The 25,012-nt window shown below is 40.8% G+C and carries 17 protein-coding genes; 6 read left to right on the top strand and 11 right to left on the bottom strand.

What is annotated here, in order from left to right:
- Nucleotides 1-16: 16 nt before the first annotated feature.
- Entirely contained in the window at nt 17-193 is a 177-nt protein-coding gene (locus tag PSF67_RS02505) for a DUF2496 domain-containing protein (RefSeq protein ID WP_166265695.1), read from the top strand.
- Here the strand turns inward: PSF67_RS02505 and mscK are convergent, their stop codons facing one another.
- From mscK to acrR, 3 genes are all read right to left on the bottom strand, one after another.
- Nucleotides 194-3,574, bottom strand: a complete 3,381-nt coding sequence (gene mscK, locus PSF67_RS02500) for a mechanosensitive channel MscK (RefSeq protein ID WP_102139399.1) — start codon at nt 3,572-3,574, stop codon at nt 194-196.
- 107 nt (nt 3,575-3,681) lie between these two features.
- Nucleotides 3,682-4,035: a DsrE/DsrF/TusD sulfur relay family protein gene (locus PSF67_RS02495; RefSeq protein WP_102139400.1), complete on the bottom strand. Its 354-nt coding sequence runs from the start codon at nt 4,033-4,035 to the stop codon at nt 3,682-3,684.
- Nucleotides 4,036-4,046: 11 nt separating this feature from the next.
- Nucleotides 4,047-4,697 carry a multidrug efflux transporter transcriptional repressor AcrR gene (gene acrR, locus PSF67_RS02490; RefSeq protein ID WP_272676473.1) on the bottom strand — a complete coding sequence of 217 codons (651 nt, stop codon included), beginning with the start codon at nt 4,695-4,697 and terminating at the stop codon, nt 4,047-4,049.
- A gap of 134 nt (nt 4,698-4,831) precedes the next feature.
- Here acrR and PSF67_RS02485 point away from each other — a divergent pair, with 134 nt between their 5' ends.
- The 3 genes from PSF67_RS02485 (at nt 4,832) to PSF67_RS02475 (ending at nt 10,456) form a co-directional block, all read left to right on the top strand.
- Nucleotides 4,832-6,019, top strand: coding sequence for an efflux RND transporter periplasmic adaptor subunit (locus PSF67_RS02485; RefSeq protein ID WP_166265701.1), 1,188 nt, complete (start codon nt 4,832-4,834; stop codon nt 6,017-6,019).
- Nucleotides 6,020-6,034: 15 nt separating this feature from the next.
- Entirely contained in the window at nt 6,035-9,193 is a 3,159-nt protein-coding gene (locus PSF67_RS02480) for an efflux RND transporter permease subunit (RefSeq protein WP_102139403.1), read from the top strand.
- A gap of 327 nt (nt 9,194-9,520) precedes the next feature.
- On the top strand, nt 9,521-10,456 hold the full coding sequence (locus PSF67_RS02475) for a two-partner secretion domain-containing protein (RefSeq protein ID WP_102139404.1): 936 nt from the start codon (nt 9,521-9,523) through the stop codon (nt 10,454-10,456).
- A 70-nt stretch (nt 10,457-10,526) separates the two neighbouring features.
- Here the strand turns inward: PSF67_RS02475 and PSF67_RS02470 are convergent, their stop codons facing one another.
- The 8 genes from PSF67_RS02470 to dgt all read right to left on the bottom strand — a co-directional run bounded on the left by PSF67_RS02470 (nt 10,527) and on the right by dgt (nt 23,074).
- Nucleotides 10,527-11,912, bottom strand: a complete 1,386-nt coding sequence (locus PSF67_RS02470) for an SLC13 family permease (protein WP_102139405.1) — start codon at nt 11,910-11,912, stop codon at nt 10,527-10,529.
- 380 nt (nt 11,913-12,292) lie between these two features.
- Complete coding sequence (locus PSF67_RS02465) at nt 12,293-12,673, bottom strand: hypothetical protein (RefSeq protein ID WP_272676472.1); 381 nt, start codon at nt 12,671-12,673, stop codon at nt 12,293-12,295.
- Between the two features lie 190 nt (nt 12,674-12,863).
- Nucleotides 12,864-14,165, bottom strand: coding sequence for a phosphopyruvate hydratase (eno, locus tag PSF67_RS02460; RefSeq protein WP_102139407.1), 1,302 nt, complete (start codon nt 14,163-14,165; stop codon nt 12,864-12,866).
- Between the two features lie 65 nt (nt 14,166-14,230).
- Nucleotides 14,231-15,868, bottom strand: a complete 1,638-nt coding sequence (gene pyrG, locus PSF67_RS02455) for a glutamine hydrolyzing CTP synthase (protein WP_102139408.1) — start codon at nt 15,866-15,868, stop codon at nt 14,231-14,233.
- A gap of 685 nt (nt 15,869-16,553) precedes the next feature.
- On the bottom strand, nt 16,554-17,348 hold the full coding sequence (gene mazG, locus PSF67_RS02450; RefSeq protein WP_272676471.1) for a nucleoside triphosphate pyrophosphohydrolase: 795 nt from the start codon (nt 17,346-17,348) through the stop codon (nt 16,554-16,556).
- 444 nt (nt 17,349-17,792) lie between these two features.
- On the bottom strand, nt 17,793-20,024 hold the full coding sequence (gene relA, locus PSF67_RS02445; protein WP_272676470.1) for a GTP diphosphokinase: 2,232 nt from the start codon (nt 20,022-20,024) through the stop codon (nt 17,793-17,795).
- Nucleotides 20,025-20,040: 16 nt separating this feature from the next.
- Nucleotides 20,041-21,372 carry a 23S rRNA (uracil(1939)-C(5))-methyltransferase RlmD gene (gene rlmD / locus PSF67_RS02440; protein ID WP_272676469.1) on the bottom strand — a complete coding sequence of 444 codons (1,332 nt, stop codon included), beginning with the start codon at nt 21,370-21,372 and terminating at the stop codon, nt 20,041-20,043.
- Between the two features lie 175 nt (nt 21,373-21,547).
- A complete protein-coding gene (gene dgt / locus PSF67_RS02435) occupies nt 21,548-23,074 on the bottom strand; it encodes a dGTPase (protein WP_166265719.1) in 1,527 nt (508 codons plus the stop codon).
- A gap of 257 nt (nt 23,075-23,331) precedes the next feature.
- Between dgt and mtnN the strand changes: the two genes are divergently transcribed.
- Nucleotides 23,332-24,024, top strand: a complete 693-nt coding sequence (gene mtnN / locus PSF67_RS02430; protein WP_102139413.1) for a 5'-methylthioadenosine/S-adenosylhomocysteine nucleosidase — start codon at nt 23,332-23,334, stop codon at nt 24,022-24,024.
- Nucleotides 24,025-24,092: 68 nt separating this feature from the next.
- Nucleotides 24,093-24,923, top strand: a complete 831-nt coding sequence (gene btuF / locus PSF67_RS02425) for a vitamin B12 ABC transporter substrate-binding protein BtuF (protein WP_229597477.1) — start codon at nt 24,093-24,095, stop codon at nt 24,921-24,923.
- The last annotated feature ends 89 nt before the right edge of the window (nt 24,924-25,012 follow it).

The raw sequence follows: 25,012 nt of genomic DNA, 5'->3' as shown, positions 1-25,012 counted from the left end.
ATTAGAAGGGATCGCTATGAATTCGCTCAAAGATGCCCCACAAGAAGTACAACTTGCCGTTGATTTGATTTATTTACTCGAAAATTCAGATATTGAAGCCGATATTGTATTAAAAGCCCTTGATATTGTTAAAAATGATTATATTTCCAAACAGATGCAGGCGGCACAAGCCACCCGCACAGATGAAATCTAATTAACTTGGTAGGTTGTCATCACTGTCTTTTGGTGTACGTTTCACTTCTTGCACTTCATCCCCTTTGCTATTATGCAAATGAACTTCTAACTGGTTGAATGCAATATCAATATCATTTTCTCGACATAATTTATCTATCGCACGGTTCACTTCATCGCTGGTCACACCACGGTCACCTATCTGCCGCACATAAAAACGCAATTCATGATCTAGCGTGCTCGCGCCAAAACTGGTGAAATAAACATTGGGAGCAGGTTCCGTCATTACCTTACTGTTACTGGTTGCGGCAGATAGTAAAACGCGTTTTACTTTATCAAGATCAGAACCATACGCTACCCCGATCGCAATCGTAATACGTGTAACGGTGTCTGATAGCGACCAGTTGATCAACCGCTCAGTCACAAATGCTTTATTGGGTATGATCACTTCTTTACGATCAAAATCGACGATCGTTGTTGCACGAATGCGAATTTTACTGACTGTTCCTGAATAGGTCCCAATAGTGACCGTATCGCCAATGCGGATCGGCCGCTCAAACAATAAAATGATCCCTGAAACAAAGTTAGCAAAAATTTCTTGTAAACCAAACCCTAACCCGACCGTTAAGGCTGCCGCCAACCATTGCAGCTTGTTCCACGTGACACCAATCATCCCTAATGAGGCGATCGCCCCAATTCCCACAATAATATAAGTCAATATTGTCGTGATGGCATAAGTGGAACCTTGACGAAGTTTTAACCGCGATAAGACCAAAACCTCCAGTAACCCGGGGAGATTTCGCGTCATCACCCAAGCAACAATAATGATCACCAGAGCCAAAATTAAATTCGCTAACGTGACGAATTGTAAGATATTTCCCCCATCTGCCGATGTGGCGGTATAGCTCCACAAATTCACGCTATCTAAGAAAGAGAAAATAGTGATGAAATCAGACCAAATTGCGTAAAACGCCAATGCAAAGATAATAAACAACACCATCGTGGTAAGGCGTAACGATTGCTGGCTAATCAGCTCAATGGTCATTGGGGGTTCTTTAATAGGTTCGTTCTCAACCTCTTCTTGCTTCAACATCGCACGCCGCTCAATAGCACGCTGATACGCCAATTTACGGGCAACCAATGTTAACCCCCTCAAACACGCGCTATAAGTGATATACCACAGCAATAACAGGTATAAACTGTCTATCCAACGGTTTGCTAAGCGTAAAGTGGTGTAGTAGTAGCCTGCCATCATTAAGCCCACTAAAATTAATGGCGAAAATGTCAGCAATGTCACGACAATACTACGCGTTAAGTGGCTACCCTTCTCTTGCCAAACTTGTTTGCAAAAAGGAACAGTAAAGATACATAACAGGATAAGAGAAACCAGCACGATCAACTGACCTATCACGTCCTCAGACACTTTCAGTGGGTTAGTAACCCCATAAGTGGAGAAGAAAATGAGTGGTACCAACGGAATCGATAACCGGAGCATTTGGCGCCGCGTCTGGGATATTTTCTCTTTTTCGATACCAAAATGTTTTCGAGCAATACCTTGCGGTTTTAACACGCGAAAAGTCAGCTCAAATAATGCCCAAAATATCGCCAACTGTTGGCAAAATTGCCAGAAGAATGGCCCTTGTACATTTCCTGTTTTCAAGAACCAATAGCCAAATGCCAGTAAAAACAGTGAAATAGGTAAGGTTTGCATTAATGTCAGCAGTAGCGCAAAAGGTGTGCTTAACACACTATCGTTACGCAAACTGGAAAGCCGTTGGTCAATATCTTGCAATCGATTATTAATTTTACGGTTAAACCAAATAAACAACAGCGCGACCAATACAAGTGGAATAACAACTAACAGTGAATTACTCATTCCCCGTTTAATACTGCGATTCGATAAACTAAAATCAAAGCTATTAATTTGTGTTGCTGCGGCTTCAGGGAAACCTTTAACCCATTCCAAATCAATTGGTTTATTACTATTCACCCAAAATATTTGCTGGGCTAATGTGTTTTCAAGAGAACTCACCACACTCAATAATTGGTTTTGATCCAATTGCAAGTTGATAGCTTGCGAAATTTGCCCACCAAGCTGCTGGTTAAGTTCGTCTAATAACCCCCGACGTACTTCCAATAGTTTCAATAACGAGGATTTATCTTCAGCTGATAATAATGTGCTATTTGCTGGCTCATCCCCTGTTTTTATCTCAAATTGCTGTTCCAACTTCGTAATATAATCATTAGGTTGGTAAAGCTCATCACGCTGTTGGTTAATATCAAACTGTTCAAGCCGCAAATCGGCAATCGTTGTAGGTAAATTCTTAGTTAAAATGTCAGGAGGCAAATCAATTTGTTGTTGAAATAAAATTCGTGAAAGCAATAAGCTACCGCGTAATACATTAATTTGTTCTTTTAGATTTCGTTCTGACTGCGTCGCTCTTTCAAGCCATGTTTTCACTCGAATACCATTTTGCACCAGTTTATTACTACTTTCTGTCACTGCGATTAAACGGTCACTAAGCGCATTATTAATCGCAATTTCTTTTTGAATAATGGGATTCTGTTGCGCTTCAATATCGGTTTCAGAAGTACTCAATGCTTCACGCACTGTTGATTGGGAGTCATTTAGGCGACGATGGCTAATCGCGTTTTGTACTTGCTGAATATGATGTTCCAATTGCTCAATATAGGCGGCGGTATAATCACGCTGTTTTTGCAGCACATCTTGTAATTGAGTGTTAGCCTGTAGAATACGTTTTTGATATTCATTTTGTTGCTGCAATAAATACTGTTCAACTTGCAGCATGGTAATTTGAGTTGGTCTTAAATTCACAGATTCATTCAATGAACTATTTAGCTCATTACGAATTTCCTGTAAGCGCCTCGCATTTTCCAACATCATCGCTTGTGCCCTTTCAGGCTGCGTTTGTAAGCCAATTAATTGGCTACTATAGGTTGCAAGGTCATTTTGTTCTGTTTGCAGATTTTCTAAATAAGAGGCTTGTAATGCTTCTAATTGTGAAAGAGAACTATCTTGTATTTTTCGTAGGAAATTTTCGGTGCGCTGCTCATTTTCATTTTTTATTTGCAACAAACCTTGTGCTGCTTGTTTCGATTCTTCACTCGCGTTACTCAGTTTTTTTTGCAGTTCAGCCGTTCGCTGTTCGAGTTTATCTAGCTCGTTATAAAAATCTGAGGTTTTTTCCAGATCAGCGAGAGCAAGTTTATCTTCTTCACTGAGTGAACTTTTTTTATTCAATGCGCTGAGCGCACTTTTTATTTCATTCTTATCAGGTAAGTTATTTGATGTTAATGCCGTAATTGAACTGGAAAAAGATATGATGAAAAAAAACAGTGTTATCGATACTAACTGCCGCCACTTCCATTGTTGTTTCATCATAATGGCATTCCTTTATACAAATAATTATATTGTTTAATTAAGCAAAGTGCCGATAGTCGCCTACCCACACTTACTTTCACCTAATTAAACATATTTTACGTAAAATATTAGAAAGTTAATACTTTATCTGCCGTTAATGTCCAGCTTGCAAGCTCAACTAACGTGCCTACTTCAACACCATCAGCAAGAGTTAACTCACTTACACCGCGGGCATCTGTGCAAGTTTTACATAATTTAACGGGGACATTTTGTGCCGTTAAAATCTCTAACATTTGTTGAAGATTATAGCCTTCTTTCGGCTTTTGAGCAGCCAATCCTGCGCCCACAGCATCTGACATCAGAAAAATTTTTAAATCTAACTGCGGCTCTTGCTCTTTTAACGTTATCGCTAGTCGCAATGAGTTGAACAGTGTTTCACTGCCGTAAGGTGCCCCATTGGCAATAATCAAGATAGAGGTCATATGGACTCCACTTATTCAGTTTGAATTGGTTTTAACCGGATTGTCGTACTACACTTTAGTGTTTCTAATAGTGTATCAACCAATGTAATTGTATGTTGATTAATATTAAAATTTTCTGATTGGAGTAGCCAGTTTTCTAATAAACCAGACATTAATGAACGGATCATAATCGCGGCTGCTTCCACATCAAGGTCAGCAGGAAGTTGACCTGCATCAATACAGGCAGTCAAATTGTCAACTATTCGGCATTGACTCGCAACATAGTTAGCGCGTTTAAAATCAACTAACTCTGCCATTTCACCCACTAATTCACACTTCAAAAAGAAAATTTCCATCAAAGCGCGATTTTTAGGACTTTCAATAAAACCAGTCAAAATATAAACTAATAATTCTCTTAGTATTGAAAGTGGATCATTGGTATATTTAGAACGATAATATTCTTCAGCTTGTATTATTTGGTTATCACCAAATTCACAAGCTTGATAAAAGAGATCAACTTTGTTTTTGAAATGCCAATATATTGCACCTCGGGTAACCCTCGCTGCTTTTGCAATATCGGCTAATGATGTGGCAGAAACTCCTCGTTCAGAGAATGTTTTGATGGCAGCATCTAATATTTCCTGACGGGTTTCTTCAGCCTGTTGTTTAGTTTTTCGTGCCATTGTGACCCGTTTCTATCGAAAGCTGATTTACATACATTCGTGTATGTTTGTACTATAGCACAGTGATAAATCATATTGTTTACCATTTTTCTTATTTTTGTTTTGAACTCATATTGATTAATTGAGGTTAACTTATGCGAAAAAACAGAGGGGTGTTACCTCTGGCTCTGTTAGTTCTTTCAGGTGGCTTGGCTTTATCTGGTTGTAACGATGAACAACAAGGTGGCGGAGAACGCCCGGCGCCTGAAGTAGGAATTGTTACGCTTAAAGCCGAACCTCTGACTCTCAAAACCGAGTTACCAGGCCGTACATCCGCATTTCGTGTTGCCGAGGTTCGCCCTCAGGTTAGTGGCATCATTTTAAAGCGCAACTATAAAGAAGGTAGCGACGTAGAAGCAGGGACATCTTTATACCAAATTGACCCAGCACCATTCCAAGCAACCTATGACAGCGCAAAAGCGGAGCTAGCAAAAGCACAAGCAAATGCAAATCTGGCTGCCTTAACGGTGAAGCGTTATAAACCATTGTTAGGAACTAATTACATTAGTCGTCAGGAATACGACCAAGCGACCTCAACCTATGCACAAGCACTTGCTGCCGTCAAAGCGGCTGAAGCAGCGGTTGAAACTGCACGTATTAACCTGAATTATACCAAAGTCACTGCGCCGATTAGCGGCCGTACTGGCAAATCGAGTGTGACTGAGGGAGCTTTAGTATCATCAGGACAAGCCACTGAATTAATGCGTGTTCAGCAACTTGACCCTATCTATGTGGACGTAACACAGTCGAGTGACGATTTCTTACGTCTGAGAAATGAGATAGCGAAAGGTGCTATACAGCAAGAGTCAGGGCAAGCGCCTGTCCGTTTGATCAATAATAACGGTCAAGAATACGCACAAAAAGGGGTTTTGGAATTCTCTGATGTCACTGTTGATGAAACAACAGGGTCTATCACGATGAGAGCCATGTTCCCTAATCCGAACAAAGAGTTACTTCCAGGTATGTTTGTTCGTGCTGTATTAGAAGATGGTGTTGTTGAAAATGCGATTCTAGTTCCGCAACAAGGATTATCTCGTACGGCTCAAGGAACTTCTCAAGTCATGGTTGTTGGCGCTGAGAATAAAGTTGAAGTCAGACAAGTTAAAGCAGGACAAGCAGTTGGCAACAAATGGCTGGTAACTGAAGGTCTACAAGCAGGTGATCGTGTCATTGTCATCGGCTTACAAAAAATCAAACCAGGAATTGTTGTGAATCCTAAGGAAGCAAACTTAGAAACGCAATCCATAGACAATCAGGCAAAACCTGAAGAAAAGTCTAAATAAGGGAGCGGCTGATTAATGCCTAAGTTTTTTATAGAAAGACCAATTTTTGCGTGGGTAATTGCAATTATCACCATGCTTGCTGGTCTGTTGGCAATTATCCAGTTACCTGTTTCACAGTACCCGACCATCGCGCCACCGGCTGTTTCTATTTCAGCTAACTATCCGGGAGCGGATGCTGAGACGGTACAAAATACAGTAACGCAGGTTATCGAACAGAATATGAACGGTATCGATAACTTGGTATATATGTCATCGAGCAGTGATTCATCAGGTTCTGCTAGCATTACGCTGACATTTGAAGCAGGAACTGATGGTGATATCGCGCAAGTACAGGTGCAAAACAAATTGCAACTGGCGATGCCATTGTTGCCACAAGAAGTTCAGCAACAAGGTATTAGTGTCGATAAATCAACTAGTTCATTCTTAATGGTTGCGGGTTTCGTTTCTAGCGATGGCTCAATGGGGCAATACGATATTGCCGACTACGTAGGGTCAAACATTAAAGACCCACTTAGCCGAGTTAACGGTGTAGGTGAAACTCAACTGTTCGGTACCCAATATGCAATGCGTATTTGGTTAAAACCAGAGCAACTCGTTAAGTACAACATGACCACAACGGATGTCATTAATGCGATCAAGGTACAAAATAACCAAGTCGCAGCAGGGCAACTCGGTGGTTCACCGTCTATAGCAAACCAGCGTTTAAACGTTTCTATCATTGCGCAGACACGTTTGAATAGCCCTGAAGAATTTAGCAATATTTTATTACGTGTAAACCAAGATGGTTCACAAGTGCGTATTAAGGATGTTGCTGATGTCCAATTAGGTGCTGAAAACTATAGTACGATTGCCCGCTTTAATGGTAAGCCAGCAGCAGGTATCGGTATTAAACTGGCAACTGGTGCGAACGCGTTAGACACGTCTAATAACGTCCGTGCTGCACTTGAGGAAATGAAACCTTTCTTCCCTCAAGGGTTAGAGATTGTTTATCCATACGATACAACTCCATTCGTTAAAATTTCAATTAACGAAGTAGTTAAAACGTTAGTGGAAGCAATCATGCTGGTTGTTGTCGTTATGTATTTGTTCCTACAAAACATCCGTGCAACGCTGATACCAACAATTGCAGTACCTGTCGTATTGTTAGGTACCTTTGCTATCTTGTCGGCATTTGGTTATTCCATAAACACCTTGACCATGTTCGCGATGGTACTCGCCATCGGGCTTCTCGTCGATGACGCCATCGTCGTTGTTGAGAACGTTGAGCGTGTTATGCAAGAAGAAGGCTTGTCACCAAAAGAAGCGACCAAAAAATCAATGGGTCAAATCCAAGGTGCATTAGTCGGTATTGCAATGGTTCTATCTGCGGTATTTATCCCAATGGCCTTCTTTGGAGGTTCTACCGGGGCAATTTATCGTCAGTTCTCTATTACCATTGTATCGTCCATGATCTTGTCAGTACTGGTTGCGATGATCTTAACACCAGCACTGTGTGCCACCATGTTGAAGCCAATTGAAAAAGGCAGCCATGGTAGCCAAAAAGGGTTCTTTGGATGGTTTAACCGTACATTTGAAAAACAAGCACACCACTACACCGACAGTGTAAGCCGTATGCTTAACGGCACTGGCCGTTATTTAGTGATTTACTTGCTGTTAGTGGTTGGTATGGCGTTCATGTTCGTTCGCTTACCGTCTTCCTTCTTACCCGCGGAAGACCAAGGGGTATTCTTGTCTATGATCCAGTTACCACCAGGATCAACACAGGAACAAACCCAAGCGGTATTGGATGAAGTAAATAACTACTACCATACCGAAGAAGCCAAAAACGTTGAATCGGTCTTTACCGTAGGGGGCTTTAGCTTCGCAGGTCAAGGTCAAAATATGGGTCTCGCTTTCGTCGTTCTAAAAAATTGGAGCGAACGTAAAGGTGATGAAAACCACGTTGATGCGATTGTACAGCGCGCGAATATCGCACTGTCACAAAAACAAGAGGCATTGATTTACGCCTTTAACCTACCCGCAATTGTTGAGTTAGGTACCGCAGACGGGTTTGACTTTGAGTTAGTCGATAAAGGTAACTTGGGGCATGATAAATTAATGCAAGCCCGTAATCAGTTACTTGGATTAGCTGCTCAGCACCCAGAAATGCTTCAAGGTGTTCGTCCAAATGGTCAGGATGATACCTCGCAATACCGTATTTATATTGACCAACAAAAAGCACAGGCTCAAGGTGTTGCTATTAGTGATATCAACGCAACATTGAGTTCTATGTTTGGTGGAAGCTACGTGAATGACTTTATCGACCGTGGTCGTGTGAAGAAAGTTTACGTACAAGGTGACGCAGAAAGCCGTATGTTACCTTCTGACATCAGTAACCTATATGTTCGTAATAACCAAGGTAAAATGGTTCCGTTCTCTGCCTTTATGGACGAATCCAAAGACCCTTGGAAGTATGGTTCACCGCGTTTAGAGCGTTATAACGGTGTCCCTGCGATGAACATTCAAGGCCAAGCAGCTCCTGGGAAAAGTACGGGTGATGCGATGCTGTTAATGGAAAAACTCACCACTGAAAACCTGCCTGAAGGAATTGGTTACGAGTGGACAGGTATGTCATATCAAGAACGCTTAGCAGGTAACCAAGCCCCTGCTCTGTACGCAATCTCCTTGATAGTGGTCTTCCTGTGTTTGGCGGCTCTCTATGAAAGCTGGTCAGTTCCATTCTCAGTTATGTTAGTCGTTCCATTAGGTATTATTGGTGCGTTACTGTTTACCAGTGTTCGTGGTCTAGACAACGACGTTTACTTTAAAGTGGGTCTCTTAACAACCATTGGGCTCTCGGCGAAAAACGCAATCTTGATTGTTGAATTCGCCAAAGACTTGATGGAGAAAGAAGGTAAAGGGTTAGTCGAAGCAACGCTGAATGCAGTTAAAATGCGTTTACGACCAATTCTGATGACATCTTTAGCATTTATGTTAGGTGTTATCCCACTGGTGTTTAGTAACGGTGCAGGTTCTGCATCCCAGAACTCAGTAGGTACTGGTGTTCTTGGGGGAATGTTTGCCGCAACCTCATTGGCTATCTTCTTCGTGCCTGTCTTCTTCGTGGTGATACGTCGCCGCTTTACCAAGAAGTCAGAGGATATTGAACACAGCCATCCACCAACAGCACAATAATTGCTGATAGGTAAATTGAAAAGAGCCACATAAGTGGCTCTTTTTTTTGTGTATTAATTCTAACTTGCTGTAGACCGCCTCCCCTTTCAAGCTAATCAGTATCTGTGCCTTCGCTCTCTTGATAACCCAAATAGAGGCGTCTGATAACCAAAATAGAAACGCCCCTTAGTGCGGCTAGAATGAAAATATCGTGTTTCATCTAGGTCAATGAGGGGCTGCGTATCATATTTTATTAAACCCAGCTAATTTTTGATTAGTAAAATAATCAACTTGGTGCATTATACTTTTAATCATAAAAGGAATTTTTACAGCAAGGAGCTACTAAAAATGAAGAAAACCATATTATTCACTCTATTAACTTGTACTTTGTATCACAATGCATCATTGGCCGAATCCCCTGATATCTCTAAGGCAAAAGTCATCAATATAGAAGCCCCTCTAAAGAACAACATTTCATTTAATACATTTGAAAGTCTCTCATCTAATGACGATGGCTTAATTTTCAATAATGACATTAACAGTAATACTAAGCTTAATAATAAAGCAGCAAGGCTTATTTTTGCAGAAGTCACAGGAACTGAAGCAAGCCACTTGCAAGGAATATTAGGTATTAAAGGGCAACGCGCTAACCTTGTTATCGCGAATCCTAATGGTATTTCATGGAAAGACGGCACCGTTGATAATATTAATAGCCTATCCTTAATTGCCGGTAAGTTTGAAAAAAAATATGTGAAAAACAAAGATAAAGACAACCAACTAGAACTCCAAAAATTGGAGGACTATAACCAATTGAAGTTTTCAACTCAGCCAGCTAGCCAAATCAGTATTAGCCAGCAACAAGGAAACCCAATTCAACTATCAAAGCTAAATGTAGTTGCAGACCAAATAAAGCTGCAAAACTCCCTTAATATCCACTCTGCCATACAAAATTATATCAGCGCATCTGGCAATAGCACCCTTTCCCCTAGTGAAGGCGTTGTCAAATACAGTTCAAAATTCAAAACTGATATTCCATATATTCAAGGTAATCAGTTAGAGCTAAATGAACAGGCTAAATTGACAGGTCGTAATATTGTGCTTGAAAGCCACCAATATCAATGTAAAGACAATTTTCTTTGCCCTCAAAATAAAATAGATATTCAAGGGGTTATAAATACGATGAGTTTCTCTGTACGCGGGGATGCAGACATTACATTTTCAGATAAAGGCATAATAAAAATAGGGAAAAACCAGCAAGCTCTTATTGCTAAAACGGCGCACTAATTTCTATTTTGAGTGCAAAAAATAACGGCCTCAAAAAGAGGCCGTTAAGTTAAGATGAATTGATACTAGGTTACATCCAGACAAACCAAGCAAACAATGAAATAACTAGGATACAGGCCACGTTCAATACCGCACCGACACGTACCATCTCAATCTGCCTAATATAACCTGAACCAAACACAATCGCATTTGGCGGTGTAGCGACAGGTAACATAAATGCACAAGATGCACCTATCCCGATAATCATGGTTAAGACAATGACAGGCATACCTAATGCTTCAGCAACTGTTGCAAAAATAGGTACTAATAAAGCTGCACTCGCCGTATTACTGGTAAACTCAGTTAGAATGATAATAAAGGTAGTAACAGCTAGAATAATAACAAACCAGTGGCTTTCACCAAATGTCATTTGCATCCAGTCTGCCATGATCTTACTTGCACCAGAAGAACTCAAGATTGCGCTCAGTGTTAAACCACCACCAAACAGCATCAATACGCCCCACTCAGTATTTTTTTGAATTTGAGACCAGCTAGCAACACCTGTTATACCGATTAAAATGGCAGCACTCATCGCAATAATTGTATCTAAATCTTTTACGCCACCTAATGCATCACTAATAAACGTACTTGTGATCCAACAAACTACTGCTAAAAGGAAAATCGTCATTGCGGTAATACGTTTGCCATTCCACTCAACGTGTTCTAACTCAATTTGAAAACGGTGTTTCAGGTTAGGGCGTAACATCATGTACATCAATACAAACATCATTGGCAGCAACACTACCATTATTGGAATACCGTATTTCATCCACGATAAGAAATCTAAACCTAAAGCTGCAGCTGCAATTGCGTTTGGTGGACTACCGACAATCGTACCTAAACCACCAATACTTGCACTATAAGCAACACCTAATAGAACAAACACAAAAGTGTTGCGCTCATGGCGGACATCGAGATTAGACAGTATACCTAATACTAATGGCAGCATCATTGCTGCGGTCGCTGTGTTACTAATCCACATAGACAGCAATGCGGTTACACCAAACAGTAATAATACCGCTACTGATAAGCGCCCACGAGCAGCCATGAGTAAGCGATTTGCAATTAGCCTATCAAGGCCTTGGATATGTAGAGCTGTCGCTAGCGCAAAGCCACCGAAGAATAAGAAAATGATTGGGTTTGCAAATGATTTCAATGCATCCCCTGTATTCATCAACCCTAAGCCGACTGCTAAGATAGGAATACACAATGCAGTAATGGTGACGTGGATAGCTTCAGTTAACCAAAGCACACCAATGAAAACCATCATTGCAAGACCTGCATTCGCTTTGTCATCGAATGGTAAATATTTTAGTAATAGAATTAATAGTACGATATCAACAGCTAAGATTATCCACCCTCGTTTGTTCGAGGGCGTTGGGCTCACTGATGGTGTTAACGATTCTGAAGCGTCCATGTTTACTCCATAGCTTTGGAAGCAAGTTTAGTTTTAGCGCGTGCATATTGTTAATAGTTATTTATAAGCTGTGAAATATAGAGTTAATTTATTGAGATGAAAATGTGGATAAGTTAAAAGTGCGATCTACCCCGCGCAATTTAATTCATTTTTGATTTAACCAACAAGAAATGCTTTATTTTCCTTACAAAAACCAAGATAAGTGTATCCCTAGCGACACAAAAGACTACAAAACTAAATATTCAGTCCTAACCACCAATAAACAATTAAAAAAAGCGAATTAAAAAACAAAATAAAAACTTAAGCTACATAAGAAATATTTTAATTCAAATTAGGCCATTTTATTAGCCAGCGCTGATGGCCGGCTAATTTATAATAATTTATAGTATATGTCCGATGTGAAGAGGGGGATTTGTTAAAGGGGATTGAACAATACGCTGATTGCTAAATGTACTCTCATCAGTATTCAACGACACTGCTGTGTCTGCCAGTTGTAACAATTGATTTTCATTTCTCAGTGCTATTTCTTCACTACTTTTATCAAACTTACTGGTTTCGGACAAAAAACCATCAGTAAGCCCATAACTTTCTACTATCGTTTTTACTTTGATTTCTTCTGTTGAATTTAAAAAACGTAGTTGTAGATGCTGATACTCTTCAGTATTTGGTTCAAAAGCCTTATTAATTAATAACATACTATTAGTATTGATATCAGTAAGAATAAGGTCATCGTCAAAACGGCTTACAACTAATGTTTCCATATCATCTACAGGTAAAACGAGAGTATCAGTTAAATACCACATCTAAAAGAGGTGGTTTTAAATTGAGTTTCCTTCAGGCTATAGCCTCACAGGGTCAATCACCACCTCCTTAGGAGGTGGTTTAAGGCTGACAACAAAAAAATGGGAAGCGAACGCTTCCCATTAACTAATTTAGCTAAACAAAAATAAATTATGCTTGGCCTTTAACTTCTTTTAAGCCATTGAATGGTGCATTTTTACCTAATGCTTCTTCAATACGAATCAGTTGGTTATATTTAGCCACACGGTCAGAACGGCTCATAGAACCTGTTTTGATTTGACCTGCTGCTGTACCTACTGCTAAATCTGCAATAGTCGCATCTTCAGTTTCGCCTGAACGGTGAGAGATAACAGCTGTGTAGCCTGCATCTTTCGCCATTTTAATTGCAGCCAAAGTTTCAGTTAAAGAACCGATTTGGTTGAATTTGATCAGGATAGAGTTAGCGATGCCTTTATCGATACCTTCTTTCAGGATCTTAGTATTCGTTACGAATAAGTCGTCACCAACCAGTTGGATTTTGTCACCAAGAACTTTAGTTTGGTATGCGAAACCATCCCAGTCAGACTCATTCAGGCCATCTTCGATAGAGACGATTGGGTACTGTTTAGTCAGCTCTTCTAAATAATGAGTGAACTCTTGTGAAGTGAAGGTTTTGCCTTCGCCTTTCAGCTCATAATTACCTGTTTCTGCGTTATAGAACTCAGATGCTGCACAGTCCATCGCCAGAGTTACGTCTTTACCTAATACATAACCCGCTTGTTCAACCGCTTCTTTAATTGCTGCTAATGCTGCTGCGTTTGACTCTAAGTTAGGAGCATAACCACCTTCATCACCTACCGCAGTGTTCATACCTTTAGATTTCAGTACTTTTGCTAAGTGGTGGAAGATTTCAGAACCCATACGGACCGCTTCTTTCAGCGTTGGTGCGCCAACAGGCTGGATCATGAATTCTTGGATATCAACGTTGTTATCTGCGTGCTCACCACCATTGATGATATTCATCATTGGCAGAGGCATAGAGTATTGACCGTGAGTACCATTCAAGTCAGAGATGTGCTCATACAGAGGCATACCTTTCGCCGCTGCTGCTGCTTTAGCACTTGCTAAAGATACAGCGAGAATTGCGTTTGCACCAAATTTAGATTTGTTCTCAGTGCCATCGAGATCAATCATGATTTTATCGATGTTAGCTTGGTCTTTAGCATCTTTACCAATCAGCGCTTCTGCGATTGGACCATTAACCGCTGCAACTGCTTTCAGAACACCTTTACCCAGAAAACGTGCTTTATCACCGTCACGCAGTTCCAGAGCTTCACGAGAACCTGTTGACGCACCTGATGGTGCCGCTGCTAAACCAACAAAGCCACCTTCTAAATGAACTTCAGCTTCTACAGTTGGGTTACCACGAGAGTCAATGATTTCACGACCGATCACTTTAACAATTTTGGACATTAGGTTTTCCTCAGTACAAGTTAAATTTTGGGAAGTTGGTGCACCTGCGCCGACTTCCCCATATCTTATTTCAACTCACCTTTCTGGTACTTACCAGCGGCTTTAACAAAACCTGCAAACAACGGATGACCATCTCTTGGTGTAGAGGTGAATTCTGGGTGGAACTGACAAGCCACAAACCATGGATGATTAGGGTTTTCAATAATTTCCACCAGCTTATTATCCACTGAACGGCCTGCAATTTTTAGACCTGCATCTTCAATGCGTTTCAGTAGTAAATTATTCACTTCATAACGGTGGCGGTGACGTTCAATGATAGTTTCTGAACCATACATCTCACGCACAAGGCTGCCATTCACTAAATGACATGGTTGCCCACCAACGCGCATTGTTCCACCAAGGTCGCTCTCTTCTGTACGCACTTCAAGGTTACCCTCTTCGTCACGCCATTCAGTAATCAGCGCAACAACAGGGAATTTACAATCCGCTTTAAATTCTGTTGAGTTTGCATCTGCCATGTTGGCCACATTACGTGCAAATTCAATCAATGCGACTTGCATACCCAAACAAATACCCAAGTAAGGGATCTTGTTTTCACGTGCATATTGAGCGGTCAGAATTTTACCTTCAACACCACGCTCGCCAAAACCGCCTGGTACTAAAATAGCATCTAAACCTTTTAATAACTCAACACCGCGAGTTTCAATATCTTGTGAATCAATCAATTTGATGTTCACGGTTAAACGGTTTTTCAAGCCACCGTGTTTTAATGCTTCAATTACCGATTTATACGCATCAGGTAACTCAACATATTTACCCACCATTCCAATGGTAACTTCACCAGCAGGGTTGGCTTCTTCGTAAATAACTTGTTCCCACTCAGCTAAATTAGCTTCTGGCACATCAATACGGAAACGGTTACAGATATATTCATCCAAGCCTTGTGATTTCAATAAGGCTGGGATTTTATAAATTGAATCAACGTCTTTGAGAGAAATAACGGCTTTCTCTGGCACATTACAGAACAGTGCAATTTTTGCACGCTCATTTGCCGGGATCACTCTGTCTGAACGACAAATTAACACATCTGGTTGAATACCAATTGACAGCAATTCTTTCACTGAATGTTGAGTTGGCTTAGTTTTCACTTCACCAGCCGCTGCAAGGTATGGCACTAAGGTTAAGTGCAAATATAATGTGCGCTCACGGCCGACTTCCGCCGCCATTTGACGAATTGCTTCAAGGAATGGTAGGGATTCGATATCACCTACTGTGCCACCAACTTCAACCAAAACAACGTCATGGCCTTCGCCACCACGGATGATGCGGTCTTTAATTTCATTAGTGATATGTGGGATAACTTGAATTGTCGCGCCTAAATAGTCGCCACGGCGCTCTTTGCGCAGAACTTCAGAGTAAACACGGCCGGTCGTAAAGTTATTACGACGAGTCATTTTAGTACGAATGAAGCGCTCATAGTGACCTAAATCTAAGTCAGTTTCAGCGCCGTCTTCTGTAACGAAAACTTCCCCGTGTTGGGTTGGGCTCATTGTGCCTGGGTCTACGTTAATGTAGGGATCCAGTTTCATAATAGTCACATTGAGTCCACGGGCTTCGAGTATAGCCGCCAAAGAGGCTGCGGCAATGCCTTTACCCAGAGAGGATACGACCCCGCCGGTCACAAAAATATAATTAGTTTTCATGCTGAACCTGAAAGTTTAGGTTTAAAAGATGATGGATATAACAGGACGGGAAAACAGTATACCCGAACCTTAATTTCGCTACAAATGTTCTAAGCATAATAAGGCTAAATTTCATCAATACTCTAATATTATCAGCAAGTTAAAAGCGAAAAAATATTTATCGCTTCAAAATTAGTCATCTTTATCTATTTTTATAGATTAACACAGTTCAATGATAAAAGCTAAATCCTTTCAGCTCATTGTATGGCATAAAAAATGCGATTCTACACTAACTTTGATTTTGAATAACTATTTACTCCAACTCTCCACATTTAGCCTTCGAAAACTTCAACCTGCTTATTATTTTTGAAGCTTTGTTTGGAACCATTGCATGAGGTGATTTTAGAACAAACCACATAGAATTTTTCTGTAGATGCTTCGTTCTATATATCATTCATGCTCTATATAGTTCGTTCTACAGCTAGGCGGCAAGAGAGGATACTCAGGGAGCATACACCAGTATGTGACCCGAGTAGCCGAGCGCAACCAACAACGCTGTAGTGCGAAACCCAACGAGCATTGGCTCTATATAGTTCGTGCTACAGCTAGGCGGCAAGAGAGGATACTTGGGGAGCATACACCAATATGTGACCCGAGTAGCTGAACGCAGTCAACAACGCTGTAGTGCGAAATATGACGAGCCATCTTATTCTTGGTTCTTAACCTGCTGCCAAAGCCCTTCCATCTCATCAAGTGTAGCACTTTCTGTCGTTTTGCCACTCTCTGCGAGGCTTTCTTCGATTTGGCGAAAACGACCTTCGAATTTCTTACAAGCTTTTTGCAGCGCTATTTCAGGCTTATGACCTAAATGACGGGATAAATTCACCGTTGCAAATAATAAGTCACCGATTTCTTCTTCTAAGCGAGCTTGGTCAACGACCACTTGCGTGGCTTCTTCCATTACCTCTTCAAGCTCTTCATGGACTTTCCCAACAACTGGCCCTAGCGTATCCCAGTCAAACCCTACTGAAGCACAACGCTTTTGGATTTTATACGCTTTCATCAATGCAGGTAGTGAATTCGGGATATCATCTAATACTGAAAACTGCGATTTTTCAGCTCGTTCCTTTGACTTACGTTTTTCCCAACCATCAATCACTTCTGAGCTACTCAGTGTGTTATTAGAATCGAAAATATGTGGATGACGATGTTCGAGTTTATCGCTCACCGCTTGGCAAATATCATTAAAATCAAACAATGATTTTTCATGCGCCATTTGCGCATAGAAAACCACTTGAAACAATAAATCCCCCAGTTCACCTTTTAGGTCAGAAAAATCCTCTCGTTCTATCGCATCAAGTACTTCATAAGTTTCTTCAAGCGTATAAGGCGCAATAGTTTTAAATGTCTGTACCTTATCCCATGGACAACCTGTTTGTGGATCACGTAGCTGTGCCATAATGGATAATAAGCGTTCGATTTGGGGTTTTTCCTGACTCATTGTATTAACCTTTGATTTTCTTTTGTTTCTAATTGTCATCTTTATCTCAAACTTATCAGAAATGACACCCGTTCAACAAATTTTTCAGGAAAAAGCCATTTTCACTGATTAATAACAATTAAAAAACAATTCTAGGTAACTCGGAAAATGTGATTTTTAGAATATATCGGAGCCATTTTCAAAATAGTTTGAGTTGCAGCTAGGCGGTAAGTAAACGAAACCCTAGGAGCATACATCAGTATGTGGCTAGGGTGAGAGCACGCAGCCAACAACGCTGCGGCTCAAAATATGAAGAAAATCACCGACAATATAACAGAGCTATTTTCAAAATAGTTTGAATTGTAGGTAGGCGACAAGCGAAGATATCTCGGGGAGCATACATAAGTATGTGACCCGAGTAGCTAAGTGCAGCCAACACCCCTACAACTCAAAATATGAAGAAAATCACTGAGAATGACGTTTTGCTTCTATAACATCCGGCAACTGATTTAATTTTGCTAACACCCGACTCAGCACCTCAATATTATATAGCTCAATTGTCATATCTATCGTTGCCAATTGCTGCTTCACATCGCTGCGGCTACTGACGCCTAGCACATTAACCTTCTCATTCGCTAATATTGTCGTGATATCACGTAGTAGACCACTACGGTCATTGGCGACAACTCTAACCACCAGAGAATAGCCACTGGAATAGTTTTCACCCCAAACCGCATCAATGACACGTTCTGGTGCATGACTTTGTAATTCGGCTAATTGCTCACAATCTGCGCTGTGAATGGAAATGCCTCGTCCTTTGGTGATAAAACCAACGATTTCATCCCCTGGAATTGGTTGGCAGCAACGTGCAATATGGTGCATTAGGTTACCAACCCCTTCAACCACCACTCGACCGCTGCCATGGGATGGCGCTCTTGGGAGTGAAGACTTACTTTCCAATGTTTTCATTGCCGCGCGGTCTTCTTCTTCCGCAGTGGCTTTATTAAATTTGCTTTGCAGGAAATTCACTAATTGGTTGATACGGATATCACCACCACCAATTCCGGCTAAAACTTCATCCAATGAATGAACATTATAGCGCGCAATTAGCAGTTTCTCTGCTTCTCGCAGGCTGATATCAAGCTGTGATAATTCGCTATCTAGAATTTGGCGCCCGGCAAGGATGTTTTTGTCTCTATCTTGTTTACGAAACCAATTTTGGATTTTGGCTCGCCCACGGCTGGTTGTTACATACCCTAAGTTAGGATTTAACCAGTCACGGCTTGGGTTTGGGTGCTTTTGAGTAATAATTTCAATTTGGTCACCCATTTGTAATTGATAGCTAAATGGGACAATACGCCCACCTATTTTTGCACCAATACAACGGTGGCCGACATCACTGTGAATGTGATACGCGAAATCAAGCGGCGTCGAACCTGCTGGCAAATCCACCACATCCCCTTTAGGGGTAAAGACATACACCCGGTCATCAAACACTTGGCTACGAACTTCATCTAGCATTTCGCCAGAATCTGCCATCTCTTCTTGCCATGCAATCAGCTTACGTAACCACGCAATACGGTTTTCGTAACTACTGCCCTTGCCAATGCCAGTCGCGCCTTCTTTGTATTTCCAGTGCGCGGCAACCCCCAGTTCTGCATCTTCATGCATTTGGCGGGTACGAATTTGAATTTCAAGAGTTTTACCGTTAGGGCCTAACACCACAGTATGAATCGATTGATAACCATTAGGTTTCGGGTTCGCCACATAGTCGTCAAACTCATCAGGAAGGTGGCGAAAATGGGTATGAACGATCCCTAATGCAGCATAACAATCCTGCAAGCGTTCAACGACAATGCGCACTGCTCGCACATCAAACAGTTCATCAAATGCCAATGATTTTTTCTGCATTTTACGCCAAATGCTATAAATATGCTTAGGTCGGCCGTAGATCTCTGCTTGAATACTCTCTTTTAACATATACTTACGTAAGGTTGTAACGAAAGTATCTATATACTCTTCACGGTCAATACGACGTTCATGGAGGAGCTTTGCAATTTTTTTATATTCATCAGGATGCAGATAACGAAAACAGAAGTCTTCTAACTCCCATTTCAATTGCCCAATTCCAAGACGATTTGCTAAGGGTGCATAAATATTGGAACACTCTTTTGCGGCTAAAACGCGTTCGTCTTCAGTCGCATCTTTAACTTCACGTAAATGGGCAATTCGTTCCGCTAATTTAATGACAACACAGCGGAAATCTTCCACCATCGACAATAGCATACGACGAATATTATCGACTTGTGTCGAGCTTGTTTCGCTCGATTGTGTTGCTTTGAGTTGACGAATTGCATCCATTTCCAGCACACCTTTCACAAGTTCGTGAATGGATTTGCCAAATTCATCAATAACTTCTTGTTCTTCTAACTTCCCTTCTTCCACTAAGGGGAAAAGTAAAGCCGCTTGTAAGCTGCCGATATCCATACTTAATGTCGATAGGATTTCGGTCATTTCAATACCACGCCACAGTAATAGAGGGGCGATTTCTTGTCCGGCTAATTTATCGTGACAATATTGCCAGGTATGGATGAGCTTTTCTTCTGATTGTTTATTGCTCAATCCCAGGCCGTTAACCCACTTTTCTGGGGCAAACTCACCTGCTGGGGTAAGATGCGCACTTCTTACTGCAACCATATATTCTCCCTACCTATTAAACCTCTGGGCGACGGATAAATAACGCCATTGACTCTAAATGGCTAGTTTGCGGAAACATGTCTAGCATCCGCAACTGTAATAATTGATAGCCCCCATCAAGTAAAACTTTGCTATCTCTCGCCAATGTTGTGGGGTTACATGAAACATAGACAATTTTTTCTGGCATCAGTTTAATTAAATGTTCCATAACACCAGCTGCTCCAGCCCTCGCTGGGTCTAATAACACTTTATTAAAGCCATGAGCCGCCCAAGGTTGTGTGTGTATCTGAGCTTCTAAGTTTTCATTATAGAAGGTTGCATTACAAATAGTATTGAGCTGTGCATTGTTTCGTGCCTGTTCGACTAAATTTTCTACACCTTCAACACCCACAACGGATTTCGCTAACCGTGCAATTGGCAACGTAAAGTTACCCATTCCACAAAAAAGATCTAATACTCTATCTTCACTGTTTAGATCTAACCATGCTAATGCTTGTTCTATCATCTGCTGGTTAACTTGCCCGTTCACTTGAATAAAATTTAATGGATCAAATTTTAGTATCTCCCCAGCAACTTGATATTCAGGCTGTGGAGAAATTGCTGACAAAGCTTGTAAGTTTTCATCATTCCCCGCTAACCAGATAGACACTCCGTGCTGATTTTCAAAATCACTCAACCTTTGAGTATCTGATAACGAAAAAGGCGTTAAGTAACGAATCAATACAATCTTGCAATTGTCTGCACGAATAAGTTCTACATGACCCAGTTTTGCCTTATTACTGAGCTGGTTAATACATTCAGAAAGCGGCTTTAATAAGATATCCAATTCAGGGGAAAGTATCGGGCAATTTTTTATATCAACCAATGTGTTAGATTGAGGTTGACGGAACCCCATAATGACATTTTTACTTTTAGACTGATATTGTAGCCCTAATCGAGCTCGACGGCGGTAACCATATGGCTCACCACTAATCACCGTAGGAACGGATATATCTAGCGATGTTTCGCGCTGCATCAGGTAAGCTAATGCATGAGCTTTACTTTCTCTTTGCAGTGCAATGTCAACATGCTGCTGTTGGCATCCTCCACATTGATTAAAATAACGGCAATGAGGCTTTACTCTCTGGGGGCTAGTGCTCAAACGCTTCACCACCTTTCCTTTAGCAAAATGTCGTTTCTCTTCCGTCAATTCAATGTGTGCTTCTTCGCCAGGCAATAAACCTGTTACAAAAATGGTTTTCCCTTCGATACGGGCGACACCTTGCCCTGCGGCATCAAGGCTGTCAGCAATAACCGTGATTTGACGGCGTGAAGAGGTACGACGAGCAGGAGAGTAAAATTGAGCCATAAAGTAGTCACTACAGAGTATTAAGTTATAAAAATCATGATTGTCGAGTTTCCAATTTTAGTGCGATGTTTTTTTTCGCTAATTAATTAAGAAAAACGACCTATACCATTATACCTATTTTCCTATCATTTGATTGACTACTTTTCTATTTTTATCATTCCATTCAAGTAGTATATTAGTTACTAACCATAAATTTACGATATTCTTCATAAGCATAGTGGTCGGTCATGCCACTAATATAGTCTTGAATCAAACGAGCTCGATAATAAAACTCTAGAATAGATTTATCTGATTCATTCGTTGCGGAGATTTTCTCAAGTGCTTCCGTGTAAGATAAGCGGTGCTTATTAGATAATTTATGAAATAACCTCGTTTCAATGAAAAAGTGCTTGTGATAATTTTTTTCAACAAGATCAGCGAAATCCTGTCTATCCATCATCAATAATGGGCTATAAAAATCTAATAACCCACTGATAATTCGGTAGCCTTGTAACTCTAACTCTTCAACTTCATGGTGGTTAAATACATGTTTAAAAGCCACTGTTTTCAGTACTTTCAATAACCTATGTTCTGGACTTTTATCTTCTAGCAACGCACTGTTAAAAGTGCCATTATAAATTTCGGGCAGATTTTTAATGAATTGTTGTGCGCTGTAATGAGACAATTTCCCTGTGATATTCACGCGCAAATACATAAAGAACTGATCTTGCTGAATACGCCTTGTGTGGTTGTCACTGATATTATTGAAAGCTCGCATAATGGTTTGATCGAATAAATCATTTTGTACAATATCTCCCCACTCTGCTTTCAAATATTCAATCAACTGTTCAACAGTAAAAATGCCTTTTTCCGCGGCATCATCCAAGTCAGCAATACAATATGAAATATCATCAGCCGCTTCCATAATATAGGACAGCGGAAAACGACAATATTTCTCCATATCGAGCTTTTTGGTTAACTCACTAACAAAGTCCACCTCAGACCAATAATAGCCTGGCTTTTTCATCAAATAATCAAACTCAGGTGGAATTGGCTCCAAATCATAAGCACCACGCGTATATTTTAAGATAGAACCAACTTGCGCATAGGTTAAGTTTAATTTGAGTAAGCGATGCGCCATACGCAGCCCTTGCGCATTACCTTCAAATGAGCATAAATCCTGCTTTAATTGGCGGCGGAATAAATCTTGTTTTTCATTCCCAGTTAACTGTAATGCAGGTATTTTGCATGGGTCAGGGGAATTCGGTGTAAACAGGTAACTTGGCGACAATAATTTGGTAAACCATCGCTGAATTGCGGCCTCACCAAAATGTCCAAATGGAGGATTTCCGATATCATGCATTAAACACGCCATTTCGACTAAGCTTTCAAAAGCATCACAACGTTCATCTAACCCATAGGGCTCGAGCAATTTTTTCTTTTTTAATTCACCTAAAACCGTTTTACTGATGTAGCGGCCAACTTGCTGGACTTCTAGTGAGTGAGTTAAGCGACTCCGCACTGCTGCGTTTTGCTCTAAGGGAAAAACTTGTGTTTTTTGTTGTAAGCGGCGAATGGCAGCCGAATTAATGATCCGCCCACGGTCACTTTCAAATAAGCGATTAACCGCATCTTCATCTTTAGGTGAAATTTTTTGGTTTTTCGCACTACTCATATAGTTACGCTGAAAGTTTAGCTTTTTAACAAAATTAATCTCACCCACTCTGCCACCTTCCCTATCTCGATTGATGTTTCATTATATAGCCTAAATACAGGAAAAATACTTCACGGCTCACCTTTCAATGTTACACTTCGTGCACCTTTGTAATTTCGTTGTCTAAATCCGAGTTGTTGCAATTAAAATTGCGAACCTGCTCGAAAAATACAGCAATAACACAATAAAACATTATCGTCCCTAGTCAAAATATTGACACTATATTGACATTAATAGTGCAAATTGAGCAGGGAAAAGGAGACAAAATGAAAGTTGGAATAATTGGTGCCATGGAACAGGAAGTGGCGATTTTGCGCTCACAAATAGAAAATTGCCAAACCATTAGCCGCGCTGGCTGTGAAATTTACACAGGTCAAATTAATGGCGTTGACGTCGCCTTATTAAAATCAGGTATTGGTAAAGTAGCAGCCGCAATCGGTACAACACTGTTATTAGAGCATTGCCAACCAGATGTCGTGATTAACACGGGTTCCGCAGGTGGTTTAGACCCTCGTTTAAATGTTGGCGATATCGTGGTTTCTACGGAAGTTCGTTATCATGATGCTGATGTGACAGCATTCGGTTATGAACCTGGCCAAATGGCACAGTGCCCACCCGCTTTCGTTGCTGATACTAAACTGATTGAAGTTGCTGAGCAGTGCATTAAGTTATTGGATATGAATGCTGTTCGTGGTTTAGTCTGTAGCGGTGATGCTTTTATTAATGGTGCTGAGCCACTGGCTCGCATTAAAGCTATGTTCCCGCAAGTTGCGGCAGTAGAAATGGAAGCTACCGCGATTGGCCAAGTATGTCACCAATTTGGCACCCCGTTTGTCGTCGTTCGTGCTATTTCGGATGTGGCAGATAAGGAATCCCATACGAGCTTCGATGAGTTCTTACCTGTCGCTGCTCGTCAATCCTCACTGATGATCACAGCCATTTTAGCTAAACTCGCTTAATGATTTTCATAAAAGGTATAGCCATTTGTTAGTTATGCCTTTTAATTAATTCTACGATGAGTTTTGTTATGAAACGAATAACGCATTATTTTTCTCTTACTGTTACCTTATTATGTGCTTTATTAGTGGCTTTTTCTGCCCTAGGAGCAGCAAAGCAGCGTATTATTAGTTTATCACCAGCCAATACTGAACTAGCTTATGCTGCAGGGCTTGGGGATAGCTTAATTGCGGTCAGTGCTTACTCCGATTACCCAGAACAAGCAAAAAAATTAGAACAAGTCTCTGATTGGCAAGGTTTAAATGTAGAACGTATTATCGCGCTTAAACCTGATTTAATCCTCGCATGGCGAGGAGGCAACCCCCAGCGTCCCCTTGATCAGCTTGCGGGTTTTGGCATTCCAATTATTTATTTCGATCCTCAAACCATTGATGATGTCATCAATTCAGTTATTGAATTAGCGCAATACAGCCCAAACCCAGCGTTAGCACAGCAAAATGTGGAAAAAATGCGCGCTAAGCTTGCCCCTTATCAAAATAAAAAAATTTCTAATAACAAACCCAAAAAAGTGTTCATTCAACTCGGTACTCAGCCTTTATTTAGCGCGGGTAACCACACGCTGCAAAATAATATCGTAGAGTTTTGTGGTGGTGAAAATGTTTTTGTAAATAGTGCAGTTCAATGGCCACAAGTCAGCCGTGAGCAGGTACTCACTCGCAAACCAGATGTAATTATCATGACAGGCTCGCCAGAACAGGAAAAAGTAGTGAAAGAATTTTGGCACTCTCAGATGAATGTCCCAATTATCCGATTAAATGAAGATTGGTTTCACCGTGCAGGCCCCCGTATCATCAATGCCACCGAGCAGCTATGCGACCAACTAAACACACTACCAAACTGAAAAATAACGTCTTAAATCAAAAAGTAAAAATTAATAAGTTTAGAAGCTATATATGGAGAAAAGATTTTTCTAAATAGTTCGAGGTGTGG

Origin of the sequence: Providencia sp. PROV076 (assembly GCF_028483405.1) — a bacterium.
Taxonomy (GTDB): domain Bacteria; phylum Pseudomonadota; class Gammaproteobacteria; order Enterobacterales; family Enterobacteriaceae; genus Providencia; species Providencia huaxiensis.
This window is presented reverse-complemented; position numbering and strand designations above follow the sequence as displayed.